Below are 16,511 nucleotides of genomic sequence, written 5' to 3'. Positions count from 1 at the left end.
AATAGTAATTAGAGTAGATTAAAGAATTATTTCTTAGACAGGCAAATTGCAAGTAAACGCAGTAAAGCTGTCAGTGATTCAAATAAAAGTAAAGCTGACCACTGCGTTCAAGTAAGCAGGCTCAATAGGAGAGCAAACCATGACTATTAATGTTAATACCAATGTTTCGGCCATGACAGCACAGCGCTATCTAACCAAAAGTTCCAACGAACTAAATACGTCAATGGAGCGCTTGTCATCAGGCAATCGAATTAACAGTGCTAAAGATGACGCTGCTGGCCTACAAATTTCAAACCGATTGATTTCTCAATCGCGTGGTTTAGATGTGGCAATGCGTAATGCTAACGATGGTATTTCAGTTGCTCAAACCGCAGAAGGCGCAATGAATGAGTCAACAAGTGTACTACAACGTATGCGTGACCTAGCACTTCAATCGGCAAACGGAACCAACTCAATCGCAGAACGCACCGCGATAAACGAAGAAGTTTCCGCGTTGCAAGATGAGTTGAACCGAATTGCGGAAACAACATCATTTGGTGGACGAAAACTCTTGAATGGCACCTTTGGCGAAGCATCATTCCAGATCGGTGCAAGCTCTGGTGAAGCAATAATCATGGGGCTTACGAGTATCCGAGCTGATGATTTTCGCATGGGGGGACAAACCTTTACCGCGGAGCAAGCGAAGGATCATACTTGGGGAGTTCCACCTGAAGCCAGCGATTTAAAATTGTCATATACCAATAGCGATGGTGAAGAAGTTACTGTCGATATTATGGCGAAAGCGGGCGACGATATTGAAGAATTGGCAACCTACATCAATGGTCAAAATGAGGCTGTGACCGCTTCTGTTGATGAAGAGGGTAAATTACAGTTGTTTATGGCTCATCCAGTTAAGGATGGCGAATTAGCAATCAGTGGTGGTCTTGCAAGTGAGCTTGGTCTAACGGGTGGACCTGGCATGAATATGACGGTACAGGACATTGATGTGACCACAGTTGGTGGCTCTCAAAATGCGGTAGCGGCACTTGACTCAGCACTACAGTATGTTGATTCACAGCGATCGGATCTTGGTGCGAAACAGAACCGACTCAGCCATAGCATCAATAACTTATCGAATATTCAAGAGAATGTTGAATCGTCGAAAAGTCGTATTAAAGATACCGATTTTGCGAAGGAAACGACGCAAATGACGAAAGCACAAATATTACAGCAAGCAGGTACGTCGATACTTGCTCAAGCTAAACAGTTGCCAAATTCTGCTATTTCATTATTGCAGTAATACATTGGAACTTCGTTACTTAAGCTTAGACGTAGGTATGTAACGAAGCGCCTTTGGCAAAGTATGATTATTGAATGAACTTTAAGCTTCTCTCACATTTGCTTAATCACTTTTCGACAATCATGCGCTTTTGGGTAGCTACAATGTGACATCATTTCTCTCGATCTCTACATTGGCTACGGCTAACCAAACAGCCCCGGTTCTCTCAAAGGAAAAGGGGCTTTTTCTTTTCTCTTCTAAAAAACACCCACTTCAATCGGTACTTACACGTTAATTTTGAGAATGGCTTATGCATAGGTGCTATAGAGGTGTCTGGTTAAAAGCCATACAATCGGGGCTCGTCTTACTCTGCATTTAGCGAGAAACAACCTTGATCTCATACGGTACGATTATCACCCAGGTTATTATCCTTTTTCTGCTTATTGCGGCTGGTTTTTATGCCAGACGACGAGGCTTTATGGATGATAATGTCAATAAAGGGGTGACAGATATCATACTGAATATTGGTCTTCCAGCGTTGTTATTGAATTCGTTCTTGCTTGAATATGACCACTCAATGCTTAAAAATGCCGGCCTAGTTATCGTGGTCTCGATAGCTATCCATATTGCCTTGTTTGTTGTAGCTAAAATTGCGTTTAACCGCTACGAGGTCGATCAACGAAATGTATTGACCTATATGGGGTTATTTCCTAACGCAGGGTTTATGGGGCTGCCGTTTATCTATGCGATTTATGGGCAAGTAGGGGTTTTTTATGCGGCTATTTTTATTGTTCCTTACCATATTTTAATGTGGACCTATGGGCTTGCCATGTTCATGAAGGTGACTGATTACCGTTCATCAGCTAAGGCAATTTTACTCAATCCAATTTTATTGGCTGTGTTAATCGGCTTGTTTCTTTTTGTCTCTCAAATTCCGGTCCCTGAAGTATTAAGCAAAACTTTCAGCACTCTTGGCGCGATAACCGCACCCTTGGCAATGATGCTGATTGGTGACCGAATAGCACAATCACAGATCAAATCAGTGATGAATGATAAAAATGTTTATTATGGCAGTGCGGTTCGTTTGATCGCTGCACCAATAATTAGCTGGTTGATACTGAATCTATTTAACCTCGACCCAATGATTATTAATATCTGTGTGGCTGTGCAAGCTCTTCCGGTTGCCGTGACTGTCGCAGTTCTTCCAGCCAAATTTAATGGTGATGTTGCGTTAGGCTCTAAATGTGCCGTGATCAGCCATGCCCTTTCTTTAGTTAGTATTCCTTTAATGATGATTCTTTTGATGGTGAAGTAACGTTTAAAATAGGCTGTCTATTCACTTCGACTGCTTAATTAAGGCTTTGAGCTCGATGATTTCGTTTTTGAGATCGTGAACTTCTGTTTCTAGCGCAGTCATTGTTTCGTTTGTGGGATCTTCTGATTCTTCTTCTTCAAAGAACCACATTGCGATAAATCCAGTAAAAGTGCCAAATAGACCAACACCACAGGTCATTAGAAGAGCGGCTAATATTCGACCTTCTAACGTAACTGGGAAGAAATCGCCATAACCCACGGTTGTAATGGTGACGAAAACCCACCATATGGCATTGCTAGCGTTTTGAATGTTCGCCCCTTCAGCTCCTTTTTCAACCTGGAGAATTGCGATGGAACAGAATATCGCAAGGACAATGGACAGGAATGTCACAACAGCTGTCGCTCCTCTCACCTTTTTTCTAAACAAGAATGAAAGAATGACTTTGGCAGACCGAACAGCCCGTAGTATTTTCAGGATTCTAATGACGCTGACCAGCCGTCCATATTGAAACGCATCGACAATCGGAATGCTCGAAAGCAGGTCGATCCACCCCCATTTCATATAGGCGATTTTATTTTCGGCTTTATAAAATCGAATAAGAAAATCGGCAAAAAAGAAAGCACAGATAAAGTTGTCACCTGTTCTTAGAATTTGCTCTATATCCGTTGGAAGCACATAGATTGCTTGTATTGATAGTGATATCAACACATAAATTGAAAGCATAAGGATAAGAAATTGGAATGGACCAAATTCATCATTACTTAATTGGTTCATATTGATTCGTCTCTCTTATGAACTATTAGTCTGGCGTGAATATAAAAAATCATAGCATCATCGGGGTTAATGCCCAAAAACCACTTCTCTTAGGTTTGGTTAGATTCAAAAAATTGGATGATTTTTCTATTCTGGTCGAAGTTTGAGCATAGAGTTTGTCATTATTTCTATTGATATTAGAAAATTAGATGTAATTTATTAATGTTTAACTTATTGATATTTAAATATTTAATTTTAGTTTGATAAACAATTCTCATAATTTTCGTTATTTATCTAAAGTAATTCCTTAGCGTGTCGTTAAAAGTAAGAACTTTGAGAGAACTACTACTGGTTTTCCGATACGTCGGAAAGCGATTCGGAAGTTCCATAGTATCGGAAAATCATTAGGAGAATTCACTATGGCAGTTAATGTAAACACAAACGTATCGGCAATGACCGCACAACGTTATTTAAATGGCGCAAACACATCGATGAATACATCAATGGAACGTTTGTCTTCAGGTAACAAGATCAACAGTGCAAAAGATGATGCGGCTGGTCTTCAAATTTCGAACCGATTAAATGTTCAGAGCCGCGGTCTAGACGTAGCCGTGCGAAATGCGAACGATGGTATTTCAATGGCTCAAACCGCTGAAGGTGCAATGAACGAAACCACAAGCATCCTACAACGTGTTCGTGACCTTGCACTTCAATCATCAAATGGTTCTAACACTAAAGATGACCGTTCAGCGATTCAAGAAGAAATCGGTGCACTAAATGACGAATTAAACCGAATTGCAGAAACAACATCATTTGGTGGTAACAAGCTGCTTAATGGCACGTTCCAAACTAAATCGTTCCAGATCGGTGCAGATAACGGTGAAGCGGTAATGCTCAGTGTTAAAGACATGCGTAGTGATAATGAACACATGGGTGGCAAAAGTTATGCTTCCACTAACGGAAAAGACAAAGACTGGGGTGTACAAGCGGGTGCCAATGATTTATCAATCACGCTAACAGATAAAGTAGACGGTGAAAAAACGATTAATATTAGCGCGAAAGTGGGCGATGATATTGAAGAAGTAGCGACTTATATTAACGGTCAAACTGACGCGATTACGGCATCTGTAGATGACGATGGCAAACTTCAGCTGTTTACTGATAGTAATACTGTGGAAGGTGAAGCAACCTTTGGCGGTAGCTTGGCAAGTGAATTGGGTATTCAAGCTGCAACAGATAAAACCGTTAATAATATCGATGTGACGACAGTTGGTGGTTCACAAGAGGCGGTTGCGGTTGTCGATGCGGCACTAAAATATGTTGATAGTCATCGTGCAGAACTGGGTGCATTCCAGAACCGATTCGACCATGCAATTAACAACTTAGACAACATTAACGAAAATGTTAACGCGTCTAAGAGCCGAATCAAAGATACCGATTTTGCGAAAGAAACGACGAATCTTACCAAGTCTCAAATTCTTTCTCAGGCTTCGAGTTCTATTCTTGCTCAAGCCAAGCAAGCACCAAATGCTGCTTTGGGTCTACTAGGCTAATTAGCCAACTCAAGCGCAAAAAATCCAGCTCAGGCTGGATTTTTTTATGTTTGTTATTTACTAAATATAATCTTAGCAATCGAGCTATTTAGTTTTGATATTTCGGGATGACCAGCAGACTTTGAGTCGGTGATAAGCATATTTATCTCAAATGGTGTTGCGTATACAGTACGGCTGGTAACACCGATTTTATCGCTGTCAGCTAAGATGATGGTTGACTTCGCTTGCTTGACCATCGAACTGGCAATCGCGGCTTCGTGGTGGTAGAAACTGCTGGCTCCAGCTTCGTGTGATAAGCCAACAGGGGAGAGTATTGCTATATCAGCTCGATATCTATTCAGCTCATTTAGGGTGATTTCGCCGCTGGTCGCTTGAGTAGTTTTCCCCATGTGTCCACCTAATAAGATGACTTCATGTTGCTCTGGTACTGAAGAAAGGCAATTTGCTATTTCTAAGCTGTTGGTAACAACGGTTAGTCCAGACATCGATAACAGCTCTTCAGCTAGATAAGAAGTCGTACTTCCTGCATCGATGAAAATAGCTTGTCCTGCCTTTAGTTGTTTCACCGTCTCTCGAGCGATCGACTTCTTTTCGCTTTTTTTAATTAGACTACGTATCTCAAGAGGCTTTTCCGCTTCGGGTTGGCATGAGATGACTCCACCATGGACACGCCTAAGCTTACCTTGGTCTTCCAATTTCAGAACGTCTCGGCGTACCGTTTCACGAGATACTCCGAGATGTTGAATAATGACTTCAGTACTGACTTGATTGAGTGTTGATAACAGCGCTGTAATGCGATGAAGACGAGTTTCTTCTAGCATGATTGTCGTTTAACCTTTTACTTATCAAGTGAGTCAGTTCTATTTCTCGCTTAGAAATTCAGTATGTTCTCTGCCATCGTCATCACGTATATCACATTTGCAAAACCATAGCCTCCACCATTTCATCGGTGAAGGCTGTGATGCTTAAGAGAACGTAATGTGAGATGTAATCGAGTTAGGCGACGAGCTGCATTTCCTGTTCATTAAAGAGAAGATCCAGAGTACTACCAGATGAAATTAGACTCTCTGGGCTGCGATTAAGTGTGTCGATGGTGAGTTCACCCGCTTCAGTTTGAACGCGATAACGGATGACATTTCCAAGTAGTTGGTGATTGACGACTTTAGCCGAAACAGGTTTTGAAATATGTTTCGCGTATTGTGCTCCTGGCTCTTTGATATAAATGGATTCTGGTCGAATTGCGAGTTGTCCGGTAATCGATTGGCCAAATAGGGTGTGAACTTGTTGCGCATTCAGGAGGTTATAGCTTCCCATAAACCCTGCAACAAAAGAGTTGGCGGGCTTAGTGTAGATACTTTCAGCACTGCCACTTTGAACAATATTCCCTTTATCCATCAGAAAGATTCGGTCAGATAATGTCAGAGCTTCTTCTTGGTCATGGGTAACGAAGATAGTGGTAAGTCCCATCTCCTTTTGAATTTCTCGAATCTGCTCACGTAAGCTGCGTCGAATCCGAGCATCAAGTGCCGATAGTGGCTCGTCAAGCAGTAGAATTTTGGGCTGTACGACTAAAGCTCTCGCAAGTGCTACTCGCTGTTTTTGCCCTCCAGAAAGTTGGTGAGGGTAGTGCTGCTCTCTACCACCAAGTTCAACGAGTTCTACCACTCGGCGGACTCGTCGCTCAATGTCGCTACTGTCGACTTTATGCATTTTTAGGCCGAAGGCGATGTTGTCCCAAGTGGTCATATTTGGGAATAGAGCGTAGCTTTGGAATACCATCCCAATATCACGCTGTTGTGGTTTTGCATGGGTGATGGCATTGCCATTAATGTAAATTTCCCCGCTATTGACGGGAGTGAGGCCAGCAAGGCAGCGTAGTAACGTTGATTTTCCACAACCACTTGGCCCTAATAGCGTGATGAACTCACCTTGATTAATCGTGAAATTGATGTCTTGAAAAATCGGGGTGTCACCATAAGCTTTTTCTAAGGCGATGATTTCAACATAGTTCATAGCGAGCTCCTAGCGGCTTAAGCGTGTTGCGATCCAAGTTAGGATCAGAGTAAATAGGAAATAAGAGATAACAAGCGCCGACGTGAAGTGGCCGCTGGTTTGTCGCATGTTGTAGAGGTAAACCTGCAACGTTTCGACACGAGTACCAACTAATATATTGGCAAAAACAAACTCTCCGAATAAAAACGAGAAAGATAGAAAGAGCGATGCCATAAGACCTTTTTTCAGGTTCGGTAGCACTATCGCAATGAAGGCGGTGGTGGTACTTGCTCCAAGAAGGTGAGCAGCATCCATAAGGTCGCGCAGATTAATCGCAGCAAAGCTATTGGCGAGTGAGCGATACATAAATGGGAAGGCGATAGTGAAATAGGTGCCGATTAAAATCCAAGGGGTTCCAATTAGGGTAATTGGCCCATCTGCATACAACTGAAGTAGACCAACAGAAGAGACGACTGGTGGTACGGCAAAGGGCAAAAGAAGTAGCAAATTCATCCACCCATCCAATTTCGGGAAATAGTAAAATACAACAAAAACCATTGGTACAATCAACACTGTACTCAGTGCTAGAGCGCTAAGGCAGATCAACAGCGAGCGGCCAAAAGCAGCCAAAAAACGTGGATCTTGCCACAACTTTAGATACCAATCGAAAGTGAATCCTTGTGGAAAAATAGTTGCTCCCCAATGCTCAGAGAGTGAATACGCTAACGTTGCAATAAGTGGAATCAACAATATACCGACGAGCGTCAACACAACGGTACGATGGTATAAACTGGACGTTTGATTATGATTTGGCATGATAACTCCGTTTCAGTAGCCATTGATTTACTGCCGTTATCAGAGCCATAAGTCCGATAAGTAAAACAGACAGCGCAGCTGCAAGGTTCGGCTCCAAATAGAGGTCTCCAGAAACTAGGCTGGCAATGCGAATGGTCACTAGATTGTAATTACCGGTCGTTAAGGCGTAAGCGCTGGCGTAGGCACCAACCGCATTTGCAACGAGAATAATGAATGTCCCTAAAATGGCTGGCGATAATACAGGCAGCACAACCAAACGCCAGTAATCAAAAATATTGGCTCCCAGAAGCGCGGCCGCGTCTTGCCAATCATCGTCGATGGCATCAAATGCGGGGTAAAGAAGTAAGATAGCGAGTGGTATCTGAAAGTAGGTGTAGATAAAGATTAAACCTGTGTGCGAATAGAGATTGAACTCGTCGATAAGACCCCATTGACGCAAGATCAACGTGATGGCTCCGTTGAACCCTAAAATAATAATAAATGCGAAAGCCAGTGGTACACCACTGAAATTACTGGTCATGTTAGTAAATGCAATCATCCACTCTCGCAAGCGGCAATCAACCCTATGCAGTGAAGCTGCTGCGATGGTTGCAATCACTAATGCAGTGACACTTGCATACAGTGAAATAGATAAACTATTGCTAAACGACTGAAGAAAAAAGGCAGAACTGAATATCTCTTCATAGTGTTCTAGTGACCACTCTTCTTCGACTAAGAAACTATTTATAAATACCCAAATCATCGGAGCGATTTGAAATAACACAAAGAATACGGCGAAGGGAATGAGTAATAGTGCGGCTCGTCCATGCTCTATTTTTAAACGTCGTGTTAAGTGAAGCCAACTCGTGATCGGCTGCTTTTTCAGTGGTGCAATAGTTTTGCTTTCCTGAATCTCTGCAGCATTTTTCATTGTATATGACCTCTTTGTAGAAGTTCTGGGGGATAAGGCTTGTCGTGATTCGCAAGGCCGAGCAGTTCACAAATCAAACCACATAACTGTGTTTGTAATACCGTAGCGGTAAGGTCCGATTCAGCTTGGTGAGACATTGCGGAACCTATTAAATAAAGTGGAACTTGACGCTCTTCTGCAAGAGTTCCACCGTGAGTTTTGTCATTATTCATACCGTGATCGCTAGTGATAACCAGTTGGTATCCTTTCTCTATCCACTCCGGGACAAAGTGAGAAAGAATCACATCTGCTTGGCGAGCTGAATTTCGGTATTCCGCCGAATCGAGCCCAAACTTGTGCCCAGCATCGTCAATATTCATTGGATGAACCAATAAAAAATCAGGGTCATAGTTAAGACGTAGCGCTTCAGCATCAAGGAACAGGTGATCATCGGGGTAGTGATCGGCGTGGTAGAACATCCCATGTTGAATTGAGAGAGACTTGTTGTTGGTGATTCGGTCGCGTATCGGCTGGTAAGGAGACTGATTATAAAGCTCACTGACCCAGTGGTATGCGGCGGCAGAGGTTGTTAATCCAGAATCTCGGGCAAGGCTAAAGATACTTTGATGCTTAGAGAGCCGACAAATCTGGTTGCTTACAATGCCACTATCAATTGGGCGAACACCAGTTAATAAGCACTCGTAAAGAGGACGAGAGAGCGAAGGAAGTTCAGACGTGATTCCATAGAAGCTTGCTCTGTTTGACTCGACGAGTGCGTTGAGGTAGCCCATACACTCTTGGGCTACCTGCTTACTTAGGCCATCGAGCACAATAAATATGACTTTATTGCTCATGTTAATAACCTTATCGTCCTTATTGGATATGAATAACGACGCTTTCTTGCCATTTACGTGGCAGTTTGCGAGCTGTTTTTTCCCAGCTAGTAAAGTCACCAACAGGTTTTGCATTAACATACTGCTCATTAGGCAGTAGTTTTTCAGTTACATCGGCAGGCATCTCTAGTTTATCGCTACGAATTGGGCGAGCATAGCCACGAGCAAGGTTTAGCTGTCCGGCATCACTAAGAATATATTCTCGAGTCAACTTTGCAGCATTTGGGTTTTTAGCGTATTTGTTGATGATAGTGGTGTAACCAGAAATGACAGAACCATCAGAAGGAATAAGCACAGTAAAGCGATCACGATTGATTTGATCTCGATAGTTAAGCGCATTGAAGTCCCATAGAATACCGACTTCGATCTCGCCTTTTTCAAGGTTTGCAATTGATGGATCGTTTAGAGACAAGCGACCTTGTTTTGCTAACTCACCAAATAACGTTAGAGCCGGTTCAATGTCTTTTTCATTGCCGCCTCGGGCAATAGCCGCCGCCAACACTGCGTTGTTAGCTTGTGAAGCAACGCCGACATCGCCAACAGTTACGCGATAATCACCGGTCAGAAGATCAGCCCAGCTTGTTGGTGCTTCCTTCACAAGATTATTATTCACGATAAACGCGATAGTCCCAGTGTAAGCAAGCATCCAATGACCATCTTCATCTTTTGCCCAATCTGGAATGTCGCTCCACGTACTTGGTTTGTAAGGTTGAGTTACCCCTTTTTTAACCGCTACTCGGCCAAAGGCAAAACCAACATCACCAATATCTGCGGTTGCATTTTTTTTCTCAGCTTCGAACTTGGCAATCTCTTGAGCAGAGCTCATATCGGTATCTTGATGTTTTAAGTTATACACCGAGCTCATATCTTCCCAAGTCTGTTTCCAGTTGGCCCACCCATCGGGCATTCCGATACTGTAAACTTGACCTTCTTTTTGAGCGGCTTGGACTAAGGTATCGAGGTCAGTATTTGCTTGAAGGTTCATCGTTGCAGCGAGTGCAGATAATGAAAGTCCCATCACTAATTTCTTCATCGTTTCATTCCTTGAATTGTCATTTAATTAGCCAGTAACCATCTGAGGTTGTGTTTTTTTGTGTATTTGGTTCTGAAAAGCAAAAAAGGTGCCATGAGTTATTTACTTTCATTTATGTATAAATAATTCCTTATTTATCAATTGGATGTCAGTTGTTGTGTGTAATAAACTGACTTGTTGATAAAACCAACCCCAGAAATCTATGATCAATGTTGGTGCTTATTTGTTTGTTTTTATGCATTGAAAAGTATTTGTGTAAAAGTGTGTTTTAAATTGAAAGATATGAACAAGCAGACATATCCACGATGGTATAAGGTTAATATGCAGTCTTAATTTTATTTTGATGTCTTATCGTGTTGGCACGGAATATCTCGATACTTGGAGTGGTACTAAAGTTCAAAAGTAGAGCAACAGATAATAGTTTTTGACAAAATTTTAAGAGTTTTTCGCAACGACAAAACCAATATCCTAAATACACTGCTGGGTAACGAGAATTTAACGTGTTACTTGATGAGTGAACTTCACTGATTAAAATCAGAAGGAATACAAGGATGATTGATATAAATAGTGAAATAAGTATGGATTTAGCGAGTCAGTCTGAGAGTGATTTGTGGTCCATGATATCGTCGAACTATATGACCGACGAAGTGAGTTTGTTAAACAGCCTACTGCCGCTTGCCACGCCTTCAGATGATGAGAAAACTGACATTGAAAAGGAAGCTATCGCGTTAATCAACGATATTCGTGCCGATAAAAAAGCGGTACAGATGATCGATGCATTGCTGCTTGAGTACAGTCTTGATACGCAGGAAGGAATACTCCTAATGTGTCTTGCGGAAGCCTTGATGCGTATACCTGATGCAGAGACGGCCGATGCTCTCATTCGTGATAAATTGACAGTGGCAGATTGGAAGTCTCACTTAAAAGGCGAGAATTCTGCGTTTGTTAATGCCTCGACCTGGGGGTTAATGTTAACGGGTAAAGTATGTGGCCTAGTTGGTAATTCTACACCTTCTCCAGTAAGCGCTATTAGTGGATTGGTAAATAAGTTATCTGAGCCAGTAATTCGTCAAGCAATGAACCAAGCGATGGCTATTTTAGGTAAGCAATTTGTTCTCGGAAGGACGATAGAAGAGGCGAATAAAAACGGAGCAGCCAAACGAAAAGCGGGCTTTGATCACTCCTTTGATATGTTGGGAGAAGCCGCACTGACCGCGGCTGATGCCAAAAAATATTTCGATGACTATATGTCGGCCATCGAAACTGTCGGCAAAACGGCGGCAAGCAGTCATGGTTCGACACCGTCTATTTCAATGAAGTTATCGGCTCTTCATCCTCGCTATGATGTTGCAAACGAAGCGAGAGTGATGGATGAGTTGTTTGAGGCACTGCTTATCTTAGCTAAGCGTGCAAGAGAGTTAAACGTACCATTAACGATTGACGCAGAAGAGATGGATCGGCTCGAGCTTTCTCTAAGACTGTTTAAGAAGCTTTACCAACATCCGGTCATTAAAGGTTGGGGGCAATTTGGTCTGGTCGTTCAAACATATGGGAAAAGAGCACTCCCGGTTTTTGCTTGGCTAAATCGGTTAGCGGATGATCAAGGAGACTTGATACCCGTGCGCTTAGTTAAAGGTGCGTACTGGGACAGTGAGATCAAGTGGTCTCAGCAGGCTGGTTATGATAACTATCCCGTTTTCACTCGCAAGGAAGGGACCGATGTGTCTTATCTTGCTTGTGCGCGTTTTGTTCTTCAAAAAGAGGTAAATCGGAACTTATATCCTCAGTTTGCTAGTCACAACGCACAAACAGTGACGTCAATTACCGTAATGGGTAAGGGAAGTGAATATGAATTTCAGCGTCTTCATGGAATGGGGGAAGCGCTGTATAACCAGGTGATGGCGAGATATGGCGCCAATGTTCGTATTTATGCGCCAGTGGGGAGCCATAAAGATCTGTTGCCCTATTTAGTTCGTCGATTACTGGAAAATGGCGCGAACAGTTCTTTTGTACACCGTCTGGTTGATGCAAGATGTCCTGTTGAACTCTTAATTCAACACCCAGTTGAACAGTTGTTAAGTCAACCCTCGTTTGATAATAAAGCGATTCCTCTTCCTCCTTTTATCTTCCCAGAACGGAAGAATTCCCGTGGTATCAATATCGATATTGATAATGAACGAGGGCCGTTTGAAGAGCATGTACACGCCTTTATGAACACGTCGTGGACGGCTGCCCCTGTTATCAATGGTAAATCTCTGTATGTTGATTTGATTAATAAAGGAGCAGAATCTGTTTCAGTCACAGCGCCATATGATCGTAAGGTGGTCGTGGGTTCAGCGATATATGCGCAAGAAGAGCACGTCGAGCTTGCGTTTGAATCCGCACAAGCTGCGTTTGGTGACTGGCAGCAGAGAAGTTATGAAGAAAGAGCATCATGTTTAGATAAACTGGCCGATTTGTTAGAAGAGAATCTAGCGGAGTTTGTAGCACTTTGTCACCAAGAAGCGGGTAAAACCATTCATGATTCGATCGATGAAGTTCGTGAGGCTGTTGATTTCTGCCGTTATTACGCTCGACAAGAAAAGGTTTTTGAAGCCGTAGTGTCAAAAGACTTTAACGGAGAGTCGATTACGACGTCACGCCAAGGGCGCGGAGTCTTTGTCTGTATCAGTCCGTGGAATTTCCCTTTGGCTATTTTCTTAGGTCCCATTGCGGCCGCATTAGTCTCGGGGAATACTGTGATTGCAAAACCGGCAGAGCAGACGAGTTTGATTGCGGTTAAGGCGGCGGAGCTTATCCATGAAGCTGGTTTCCCATCAGGAGTATTCCACTTGTTACCGGGCACCGGAGCAGAGTTGGGTAATGCATTAACCTCTCACTCTTGTGTTGCGGGCGTTGCTTTTACGGGGTCGACTCAAACTGCTCAAAAGATCAATCAATCTCTTTCTTCACGAACGTGTCAACCAGCGCCATTGATTGCCGAAACCGGTGGGTTAAATGCGATGGCTGTCGACAGTACTTCATTACCAGAACAAGTGGTTCGTGATGCGCTACGTTCCGCTTTTGCGTCAGCGGGACAACGATGTTCGGCGTTACGAGTGTTATGTGTGCAAGAGGATATTGCAGACCAAATTACTGAGGCAATTTCAGGTGCAATGGATGAGCTATCGGTTGGATTACCTTATCTGCACAAAACTGATGTTGGACCGATTATTGATAAAGCCGCGAAACAAAAATTGCAGGCTCATATTGATGAAATGACATCAAAGCACACATTGATCAAACAAATGCCACTGAGCGCTGAGTGCGAGAATGGCGATTTTATTGCTCCTTGTGTATTTGAAATCCCTGATATTTCCTGTCTTAAAGAGGAATCGTTTGGGCCAGTACTGCATGTTATTCGCTACAAGAGTACCGAGCTCGTTGAACTTGTCGAAAAAATAAATAACACCGGATATGGGTTAACCCTCGGTATTCATAGTCGCAATGAGACCACTTACCGTTGGATAGAGAAACACGCCAAAGTGGGGAACAGTTATATCAACCGAGATCAAGTTGGTGCCGTTGTCGGCGTTCAGCCATTTGGTGGTCAAGGACTATCGGGCACAGGACCAAAAGCAGGCGGACCAAACTACCTATATCGATTTACTCAAGTTAACCACATGGAGGTGGCACAATGAGCCAGAATTTAGCTCTCTTTAATACGGCTTTAAGCTCGTTTGATTCTTGGTCTTTAATTTCTCCTAAAGACAGACTTGTAGCCCTTTCGGTATGTAAACCAGCGATCCCTTCTGCTTATTTATCGGCATTTGAGTATCAATATGATTATGCAAAAGTCATTGTTGATAAAAATGAGTATCTTGTCAGCCCAACTGGGGAGTCTAATGAACTCTATACTCAGGGGCGAGGCGTTGCTGTGATGTTGGTTGATATCGATAAGGGAGAATCGCTTCAATCGGTATTCGCGATGTTGGCAGCAATCGTGATAGCGGGAAACAGCCTAATTATTTGCACTGATAATACCGACTTAACGGGAGCCATAACTCGCTTGGTTCAGACCAATCATCTGCCAGTAGGTATTATTGCCGCTTCTAGTCGAGCAGAATATTCCGAGCTTATGAATTACGACATTCGCAATTTTGTTTATATAGGCGACTCTATGGCCGTACCTTCTTTAAACAAAGCGCTTTCCTTAAGGCCAAGTGCAATTACCGCGTTAGTTGCTGAAACAGATTTGGTGGCGTTACCGGTCGCTAAAGATCCTATGCTAGCACTTCAATTTGTGACGGAAAGAGTTCGGACAACCAATATCACTGCGATTGGGGGCAACGCGATGCTATTAGAACTAGGGAGTGACGAGCACTGATTGCTCTTTGGCATGATGTACAAATGGGCGGCTATTCGTTTGTTACAATGAATAGCGTCCTTTTATGACCAATAGCGAGTCTTATAATGTGAAGGTGAAATACCTTCATATTTAGAAAAGGCATGAGTGAAAGCACTCTGACCTGAAAAACCAGCCATATCAGATATCTGACTTAGTTTTACATTTTTATTTTCAATCAACTGCTTAGCGTACTCAACTCGTTTGGTTAAAACGTATTGATGCGGGGTAACGCCAGTTTGTTTTTTAAATAAATTGTGGAATTGACTCTCACTTAAAAAGACACTCCCAGCCATCTGGCTCACAGAAATTTTATTTTGGATGTTGCTATGAATAAAGCAATCGATGATATCCATATTGAGTCGCTGACTATGGGTATGAAATGCACGAGCATGTTTTTTTAACAGCGCTACCACAGTGTAATTGCAAGCTTGACATAGGGAAGCATCATCTGGACAGGACCTGACCTCAGTCGCTAACATTCGAATTAACTGCGTTGTCGTCGCACTTAACCCGAAGTAACAATCAGAGAGAGCAAGTTCTTGCATTTGACTCATTGCAGATTCATTACCTTCAAGATTAGAAGCTAGGTTGAGAACTAAAATTTCAGAAGGCTCATCAATACTACTAAAAGCGTGCCTTGAGTCGGGCGTTATAATGCAGCCTTGGCCCGGTATGATTTTATTCCCACTACCGCTAATATCGAAATCAGCTTTTCCTTGAAGGCCAATAACAACTTGTAAATAGTCATGAGCGTGCCCAGAAGTTTCTGTTGAGAGTGTAATATTCTCAATTGGAGAGGGAGCTGGATAAAGCAATGGCTTTGAATATTGATTATATGACATATATATCCCTCCTTAGATTCATAATGGCACGCTGAGCTTGTTATTTTAGGCTTCCAAGTGAATGCCAATTATACTCTTTGTTGGTAAAAGAAATATATTGTTGGCAAAAGAACAATATTCTTTAGCCTAGGATAGCTTTGCTGGATGAGAAAATAAACAGGAATTAAAACTTGGTGAGTCGTTGGAGACAATAACAATAAGAGACGCGACAATTACAGCTAAAATCAATTAGAAATGCGATTGTCGTAGATGAATGATCAATTTAGGAAGAAATGGTGGCTACGACGGGATTCGAACCTGTGACCCCATCATTATGAGTGATGTGCTCTAACCAACTGAGCTACGTAGCCACTCTGAATCACGACGAACCTAACAGCAGTTCGTTAAAGAGATGGTGCGGAAGGAGAGACTTGAACTCTCACACCTTGCGGCGCCAGAACCTAAATCTGGTGCGTCTACCAATTTCGCCACTCCCGCATACAAATTGTGTTGAGCTTGCGCTCGCTTTTAATGAAAAATTTAGGTTTCATTAAAAGATAAATAATGGCAGGTCTACCTGGATTCGAACCAGGGGATGGCGGCATCAAAAGCCGCTGCCTTACCACTTGGCGATAGACCTACAGTGACAGCTAAATGCTATCAAATGCTCTTTCGAGCGTTCTATTTTTTTTTATAAAAATTTCTCTTTATAAAAAAACAGAATAGATGGTGCGGAAGGAGAGACTTGAACTCTCACACCTTGCGGCGCCAGAACCTAAATCTGGTGCGTCTACCAATTTC

13 protein-coding genes and 3 tRNA genes are annotated in these 16,511 nt (G+C 42.6%); 5 read left to right on the top strand and 11 right to left on the bottom strand.

Going from position 1 to position 16,511, the window contains the following annotated elements; translation table 11 throughout:
- Positions 1 to 139 precede the first annotated feature (139 nt).
- Both ACXJY6_RS06095 and ACXJY6_RS06090 read left to right on the top strand, forming a co-directional pair.
- A complete protein-coding gene (locus tag ACXJY6_RS06095; protein ID WP_456050779.1) occupies positions 140 to 1,279 on the top strand; it encodes a flagellin in 1,140 nt (379 codons plus the stop codon).
- 370 nt (positions 1,280 to 1,649) lie between these two features.
- Entirely contained in the window at positions 1,650 to 2,573 is a 924-nt protein-coding gene (locus ACXJY6_RS06090; RefSeq protein WP_456050780.1) for an AEC family transporter, read from the top strand.
- 21 nt (positions 2,574 to 2,594) lie between these two features.
- On the opposite strand, the gene ACXJY6_RS06085 is transcribed toward ACXJY6_RS06090, so the two are convergent.
- Complete coding sequence (locus tag ACXJY6_RS06085) at positions 2,595 to 3,347, bottom strand: ion transporter (protein ID WP_458767717.1); 753 nt, start codon at positions 3,345 to 3,347, stop codon at positions 2,595 to 2,597.
- Between the two features lie 398 nt (positions 3,348 to 3,745).
- On the opposite strand from ACXJY6_RS06085, the gene ACXJY6_RS06080 reads away from it, so the two are divergent.
- Entirely contained in the window at positions 3,746 to 4,879 is a 1,134-nt protein-coding gene (locus tag ACXJY6_RS06080) for a flagellin (protein ID WP_458767716.1), read from the top strand.
- Between the two features lie 53 nt (positions 4,880 to 4,932).
- On the opposite strand, the gene ACXJY6_RS06075 is transcribed toward ACXJY6_RS06080, so the two are convergent.
- The 6 genes from ACXJY6_RS06075 to ACXJY6_RS06050 form a co-directional block, all read right to left on the bottom strand.
- Positions 4,933 to 5,700, bottom strand: coding sequence for a DeoR/GlpR family DNA-binding transcription regulator (locus ACXJY6_RS06075; protein WP_458767715.1), 768 nt, complete (start codon positions 5,698 to 5,700; stop codon positions 4,933 to 4,935).
- A 175-nt stretch (positions 5,701 to 5,875) separates the two neighbouring features.
- Positions 5,876 to 6,892: an ABC transporter ATP-binding protein gene (locus tag ACXJY6_RS06070; protein ID WP_456050784.1), complete on the bottom strand. Its 1,017-nt coding sequence runs from the start codon at positions 6,890 to 6,892 to the stop codon at positions 5,876 to 5,878.
- Between the two features lie 9 nt (positions 6,893 to 6,901).
- Positions 6,902 to 7,687, bottom strand: a complete 786-nt coding sequence (locus ACXJY6_RS06065) for an ABC transporter permease (protein WP_456050785.1) — start codon at positions 7,685 to 7,687, stop codon at positions 6,902 to 6,904.
- On the bottom strand, positions 7,674 to 8,597 hold the full coding sequence (locus tag ACXJY6_RS06060; RefSeq protein WP_456050786.1) for an ABC transporter permease: 924 nt from the start codon (positions 8,595 to 8,597) through the stop codon (positions 7,674 to 7,676). The genes ACXJY6_RS06065 and ACXJY6_RS06060 overlap by 14 nt, the downstream gene beginning before the upstream one ends.
- Complete coding sequence (locus tag ACXJY6_RS06055) at positions 8,594 to 9,430, bottom strand: alkaline phosphatase family protein (protein ID WP_458767714.1); 837 nt, start codon at positions 9,428 to 9,430, stop codon at positions 8,594 to 8,596. Before ACXJY6_RS06055 ends, ACXJY6_RS06060 begins: the two co-directional genes overlap by 4 nt.
- Positions 9,431 to 9,449: 19 nt before the next feature.
- Complete coding sequence (locus tag ACXJY6_RS06050) at positions 9,450 to 10,454, bottom strand: ABC transporter substrate-binding protein (RefSeq protein ID WP_456050796.1); 1,005 nt, start codon at positions 10,452 to 10,454, stop codon at positions 9,450 to 9,452.
- Positions 10,455 to 11,053: 599 nt separating this feature from the next.
- On the opposite strand from ACXJY6_RS06050, the gene putA reads away from it, so the two are divergent.
- Complete coding sequence (gene putA, locus ACXJY6_RS06045) at positions 11,054 to 14,182, top strand: bifunctional proline dehydrogenase/L-glutamate gamma-semialdehyde dehydrogenase PutA (protein ID WP_458767713.1); 3,129 nt, start codon at positions 11,054 to 11,056, stop codon at positions 14,180 to 14,182.
- Entirely contained in the window at positions 14,179 to 14,868 is a 690-nt protein-coding gene (locus ACXJY6_RS06040) for a 1-pyrroline-5-carboxylate dehydrogenase (protein ID WP_458767712.1), read from the top strand. The genes putA and ACXJY6_RS06040 overlap by 4 nt, the downstream gene beginning before the upstream one ends.
- A gap of 62 nt (positions 14,869 to 14,930) precedes the next feature.
- Here ACXJY6_RS06040 and ACXJY6_RS06035 read toward each other — a convergent pair whose 3' ends face one another.
- The 4 genes from ACXJY6_RS06035 to ACXJY6_RS06020 all read right to left on the bottom strand — a co-directional run bounded on the left by ACXJY6_RS06035 (position 14,931) and on the right by ACXJY6_RS06020 (position 16,350).
- Positions 14,931 to 15,731: an AraC family transcriptional regulator gene (locus ACXJY6_RS06035; RefSeq protein WP_458767711.1), complete on the bottom strand. Its 801-nt coding sequence runs from the start codon at positions 15,729 to 15,731 to the stop codon at positions 14,931 to 14,933.
- A gap of 273 nt (positions 15,732 to 16,004) precedes the next feature.
- A tRNA-Met gene (locus tag ACXJY6_RS06030) sits at positions 16,005 to 16,081 on the bottom strand.
- A gap of 42 nt (positions 16,082 to 16,123) precedes the next feature.
- Positions 16,124 to 16,208 (bottom strand) — tRNA-Leu (locus ACXJY6_RS06025).
- Positions 16,209 to 16,275: 67 nt separating this feature from the next.
- Positions 16,276 to 16,350, bottom strand: a tRNA-Gln gene (locus tag ACXJY6_RS06020).
- Between the last annotated feature and the right edge of the window lie 161 nt (positions 16,351 to 16,511).

The sequence above is a fragment of the Vibrio phycocola genome (genome assembly GCF_054404255.1).
The sequence above is the reverse complement of the archived record's forward strand: the minus strand, read 5'-3'. Positions and strand labels throughout refer to the sequence as shown.

Bases quoted from the DNA above. Each gene is read 5' to 3' on its own strand.
- ACXJY6_RS06065 (WP_456050785.1), bottom strand. From the start codon at position 7,687: ATGCCAAATCATAATCAAACGTCCAGTTTATACCATCGTACCGTTGTG.
- ACXJY6_RS06040 (WP_458767712.1), top strand. From the start codon at position 14,179: ATGAGCCAGAATTTAGCTCTCTTTAATACGGCTTTAAGCTCGTTTGAT.
- ACXJY6_RS06095 (WP_456050779.1), top strand. From the start codon at position 140: ATGACTATTAATGTTAATACCAATGTTTCGGCCATGACAGCACAGCGC.
- ACXJY6_RS06055 (WP_458767714.1), bottom strand. From the start codon at position 9,430: ATGAGCAATAAAGTCATATTTATTGTGCTCGATGGCCTAAGTAAGCAG.
- ACXJY6_RS06075 (WP_458767715.1), bottom strand. From the start codon at position 5,700: ATGCTAGAAGAAACTCGTCTTCATCGCATTACAGCGCTGTTATCAACA.
- putA (WP_458767713.1), top strand. From the start codon at position 11,054: ATGATTGATATAAATAGTGAAATAAGTATGGATTTAGCGAGTCAGTCT.
- ACXJY6_RS06085 (WP_458767717.1), bottom strand. From the start codon at position 3,347: ATGAACCAATTAAGTAATGATGAATTTGGTCCATTCCAATTTCTTATC.
- ACXJY6_RS06070 (WP_456050784.1), bottom strand. From the start codon at position 6,892: ATGAACTATGTTGAAATCATCGCCTTAGAAAAAGCTTATGGTGACACC.
- ACXJY6_RS06080 (WP_458767716.1), top strand. From the start codon at position 3,746: ATGGCAGTTAATGTAAACACAAACGTATCGGCAATGACCGCACAACGT.
- ACXJY6_RS06050 (WP_456050796.1), bottom strand. From the start codon at position 10,454: ATGAACCTTCAAGCAAATACTGACCTCGATACCTTAGTCCAAGCCGCT.
- ACXJY6_RS06035 (WP_458767711.1), bottom strand. From the start codon at position 15,731: ATGTCATATAATCAATATTCAAAGCCATTGCTTTATCCAGCTCCCTCT.
- ACXJY6_RS06060 (WP_456050786.1), bottom strand. From the start codon at position 8,597: ATGAAAAATGCTGCAGAGATTCAGGAAAGCAAAACTATTGCACCACTG.